4 protein-coding genes are annotated in these 4,056 nt (G+C 66.4%); 2 read left to right on the top strand and 2 right to left on the bottom strand.

The annotated features are described in order from the left end of the window. Positions 1–133: 133 nt before the first annotated feature. Both WA805_RS00585 and WA805_RS00580 read left to right on the top strand, forming a co-directional pair. Positions 134–595 (top strand): MarR family winged helix-turn-helix transcriptional regulator, encoded by a 462-nt coding sequence (locus tag WA805_RS00585; protein ID WP_422284405.1) that lies wholly within the window; start codon positions 134–136, stop codon positions 593–595. 393 nt (positions 596–988) lie between these two features. After that, positions 989–1,456 (top strand): hypothetical protein, encoded by a 468-nt coding sequence (locus WA805_RS00580; protein ID WP_422338993.1) that lies wholly within the window; start codon positions 989–991, stop codon positions 1,454–1,456. Positions 1,457–2,682: 1,226 nt separating this feature from the next. Here WA805_RS00580 and WA805_RS00575 read toward each other — a convergent pair. Further along, positions 2,683–3,096 (bottom strand): cold-shock protein, encoded by a 414-nt coding sequence (locus WA805_RS00575; protein ID WP_422288400.1) that lies wholly within the window; start codon positions 3,094–3,096, stop codon positions 2,683–2,685. 43 nt (positions 3,097–3,139) lie between these two features. After that, a partial coding sequence (locus tag WA805_RS00570; RefSeq protein ID WP_425241391.1) for a transposase occupies positions 3,140–4,056 on the bottom strand: 917 nt, incomplete at its 5' end.

Genomic DNA, 4,056 nt, shown 5'->3' with positions numbered 1-4,056 from the left:
GTAGAAAGCGGCGGAACGCTCCAGGTCGCGCACCTGCAGTGAAATGAAGTCGGGTCCGGTGACGGCCACGATCCTTGCCTCCTCATGGTATGTCAGTCTTCTGACACACCACAATGTATGTCAGAATACTGACATGAGTCAAGGCGAGCCCGGAATCGAGCTGGACACATCGCTGGGGTACATGCTGAAGGCGGCCGCGAGCGCCCTGCACTCTGCCCTGGAGGCCGTGCTGAGGCCGCTGGGCATGACGATCACCCACTACTCCTGCCTGGAGCTGCTTGCCCAGCGACCGGGCCTGTCGAACTCCGAGCTTGCCCGCGGCGCCTTCGTCACCCGGCAGTCGATGAACGTGCTCCTGCAGGCCCTCGAACGCCAGGGACTCGTCGTCCGCCCGGCACAGGCACCCGCCGGCAGGGCCCTGCCGACCGAGCTGACCGCCCGCGGGCGCCGCCAGCTCAAGGTGGCCAGCGCCGCGGTTCGCCGCGTCGAGCAAGACATGCTGGCCAATCTGGATGCCAGCCAACAAGATCAGATGCGGCGCCTGCTCACCGCCTGCATCGCCTCACTGACCGGACCGCCCGCATCGGCGACGTAACTGCTCCGGAATTTACGACTTTGCTGTGTCCCTGAGTCGGCGACCGACTACCAGTGATCACTGCGGCTGCTTCCTTCGTGTCATAGCCAGTGGGGCTTCCGCTAGTGCGGCAAGCTTGGCCGATCGCTTCCTTATCAGGGTGTCGGCGTTCCGGCTCGGACAGCGGCCTTGCTGTTGTGAGCTGGGCATATGGCCACACCGCGCATTTCAGCCACCTTGCAGTGTCCTGCCCTTACACCCGTGGTCCTTGGCGTTCTAGGGCCGTTGTAGGGGCAGACCTCGGGCCGGGAGCCCTGTTAGCCCGAGACGGGGTTTCGAGCCTGGCCAACGGGTAGTCCGTAAATGAGGTTGAGAGAAGTGATGGGTATGCGTCGGTATCTGCTCGTCCTAGACATGGACCTGCTGGCGATGGACGAAGAGCATGACCTAGAGCCGATCAACTACCTGGTCGCCAAGCAAGAGCAGGAATCCTTCGAAGTGATCGTGCTGGCGTTGGTCGATACGGCCCGGACGAAGCTGCCCGCCATCGAGTTGCTGCTCGGTGCCCGGGCCGGGAAGTTCCCGGTAGCGCCCCGGCCCGACCACGACCTAAATGCTGCCGCCGAGCACCGGATGAACCTGGCTGTCCGCCACCTGAAGACGATCGGCTGCCAGGCCAGTGGCCTGTTGAGCGAGGAGGAGCTGGTCAAGGCAGTGCGCGCGGAGACCCGCCGCCATGACTATGACGAGGTCATCCTGGCGATCGGCAGGCAAGAGGGTTCCAAACTCGCTCACGTTGTGGGCCGGGACCCGGTTCAGCGGCTGCGGCGACAGTGGGGCCAACGGCTGATCGTGTTCCCGAATGGTTCCCCTCAAAGCTGAGCCCGGCTCGGCAGCATAGAAGCCCGGCCGCGGTCGTGTACACCCTATTGACCTCTTCCTTATCAAGTCTCCTCAACGTCCCGGCTCACGCACGTCAAGCCAGGCTCCGGTGTCGGGTGGTTGCCCGGGAGTAGCCGTGATGACCTCCGGTAGACCACCTCATCGGCACGCAGCGGGCATGCCTTGAACGACCTAACTCGGGGTGCGGGGTTCCCCGCGCTGGTGCAGGGAAGATCCTGCCGCGTCCGCGTAGGACGGTGAGGGGTTGAAACAGCGGGGGCCGACCGGAGCCCATATGCATCGGGGTCCGGGGCGGCAGCCCCGGGTGCGCGGGAGAGTCCTCTAGGTCCTCGTCGCCCTGGTGCTCGTCCTCGCACTTCCCGGTCCATCCTTGGGCCTGAGGCCCCGCCGGAGGCAATAAACCGGAGGCATTAAAGAAGCGGTACCGTCAGCATGGGCGCGCGGTCCGGGCTCGGGTAAGGAAGGTGATCGAGTGAGATTGCCGTGGCAGGCGAAGGAATACGAGCGGAGCTGCACCAAGTGCGGGTACACATGGCGAGTGCCCCGATCGGCTGCGCGGCAGCGCGTCCGATCGATTTCCGGGATCTCGGTTACTGCGCCGAAGAGTGTGCGTGTGGACCGAGCCGAATTGGCGAGACAAATCAGCTCGATCTCGGCGAGTAATGAACCGGCTGAGTTGTACCGGCAGTGCCCCAAATGTGGCGCAGCCGACTTTACGCAGCGTGCGTTGCGTGCCATCTAGTGGATTGAGAGCGCGGAGACCGCGGACCTAGATCATAGGAGCTGAGGAAAGGCCCTGTGCACCACTGGCCTGCGATGACAGGGCGAGAGTGCCTGATCGATCTGGGTGTCATCGGCGCTGGGACCAGCTGACGAATCTACCCCCCTCCCTCCTCCCGTCTGCGTAGTGCGTTCACGAGCTTGCGCCAGCCCTTTGCGATCTGCTGCCCCTTCCAGGCTTGCGCTTCCGCCACCCCTGCCGCCGCCTTTCTGAAAGGTGCTGGCGTCTCGTCCGCAGGGGCGGGCACCTCAGCTTGACTCTCGTGCTCCCGATCGGGGTCGTCCTCGGTCGTGGTCATGACCCCGAGACTACTAAGAGCCCTTGGTTGGAGCGGGTGACGGGAATCGAACCCGCACTGTCAGCTTGGGAATCTGTGCGGTACGGGCTTCAACAACCGCTGACCTGCGGTGTCGGGTGCCCGCGGCTAATTGCACGCTAATTGCACGGTCGGTCGGGGATCTTCCCCCTGTCCACGGCCAGGTACGCCCTTAGTAACGCTCCCGTCCGGCCACCGGATGGTCAACGAACTCCGGTAGGCGGCAGACGGCCTCTCCTGGGTCGGCCGTTGCGGCGTTCCCGGCCTCACACCAGGCGGCCAGACCAGCACGGCCCGGTAGTTGAACCCGTCTTGGCCGGGGGCTTCATAGGTGAAGGTGACATGATCGCCCGGCTTGAGGCTGCGAAATCCCTCGGACACGATCATCGAGAAATGAACCCAGCACCCTTCCGGAGTGTCGGCAGAGTCGATCACCCCCCACCCGTGGTCATCGCTCCACTCCCGGACGGTTCCCTCGCTCAGCACACCCTCAGTATGTTCCGCGTGCTCAGTCCGGTCCATCTTCCTCTTTGCAGCTCGCGGGCTTCTGACGCTTCTATGTTTGTCAAGGAGCTTCGGGAAGATTCATCGTCCGGGTGAGCTGCCGGTAAAGCTCGCGAGCGATGTAGCGCTTTAGGCAGCGGCGGATTTCCCGTGGTGTCTTTCCCTCGGCGGTGCGCCGGGCGACGTAGGCGCGGGTGCGCGGGCAGCTGCGCATCCGGACCAGCGCGATGGCGTGGATGGCGCGGTTCAGCGCCCGGTCACCGCCGCGGTTGAGCCGGTGCCGGACGGTCTGGCCGCTGCTGGCCGGGACCGGGCTGGTGCCGGCGAGGGCGGCGAACGCGGCCTCGCTGCGGCACCGGCCAGGGTGGGAGAAGCTCACGATGGCCTGGGCGGCGCTGACCGGCCCGACCCCGTACCGGTTGGTCAGCCCGGGAGCAATGTCCTCGACGATGGTCAGCAGCTGGGCGCGGTTGTCCTTGAGCTGCCGGCGAGCCTGATCCAGGGCCTCAGCCAGGCGGCGGATCTCGGCCTGGCGGACGGCCTGCTCGCGGCTGGCATCAGCGGCCAGGTCACGCCCGGCCAGCGCGGCAAGGGCCTTGCCCGGCAAGGTCGTGCGGGCAGCCTGGCGGTCGGTGTCATCGCCCGTCAGCAGCAGCGCGCGCAGCCGTCCCGCCTGGGCGGTCCGGGCTACCGTGATCTCCTGCCGGGCAACCAGCAAGATGCGCAGCGCTTCCCGGTCGCCGTCAGCCCGCGGCACCGGCAGCCGGCTCGCGTCCAGGCGCAGCGCGGCCAGCACCGCCAGGTGCGCGTCGATGGGGTCGGACTTGCCCTTCCCGCGCCGCTGCCTGCGGCTGGGCTGCTCGCACTCGATCACCAGCAGCCCGGCAGCCGCCAGCGCCCGCGCCAGCCCGATCCCGTAGCTGCGGCTGCCCTCCATGCACACCGCCACCCGCGGCCCGGGCGCCGCCTTCGCGATCG

It is taken from the genome of Trebonia sp., from assembly GCF_049794275.1.
Classification (GTDB): Bacteria; Actinomycetota; Actinomycetes; order Streptosporangiales; family Streptosporangiaceae; genus Trebonia.
Note: the sequence above shows the minus strand (reverse complement) of the source record. Positions and strands in the feature narration are given on the sequence as shown.

What these genes read in the sequence shown, in the direction of transcription:
- WA805_RS00585 (WP_422284405.1), top strand. Translation starts at nt 134, where the DNA reads ATGAGTCAAGGCGAGCCCGGAATCGAGCTGGACACATCGCTGGGGTAC.
- WA805_RS00580 (WP_422338993.1), top strand. Translation starts at nt 989, where the DNA reads ATGGACCTGCTGGCGATGGACGAAGAGCATGACCTAGAGCCGATCAAC.
- WA805_RS00575 (WP_422288400.1), bottom strand. Translation starts at nt 3,096, where the DNA reads ATGGACCGGACTGAGCACGCGGAACATACTGAGGGTGTGCTGAGCGAG.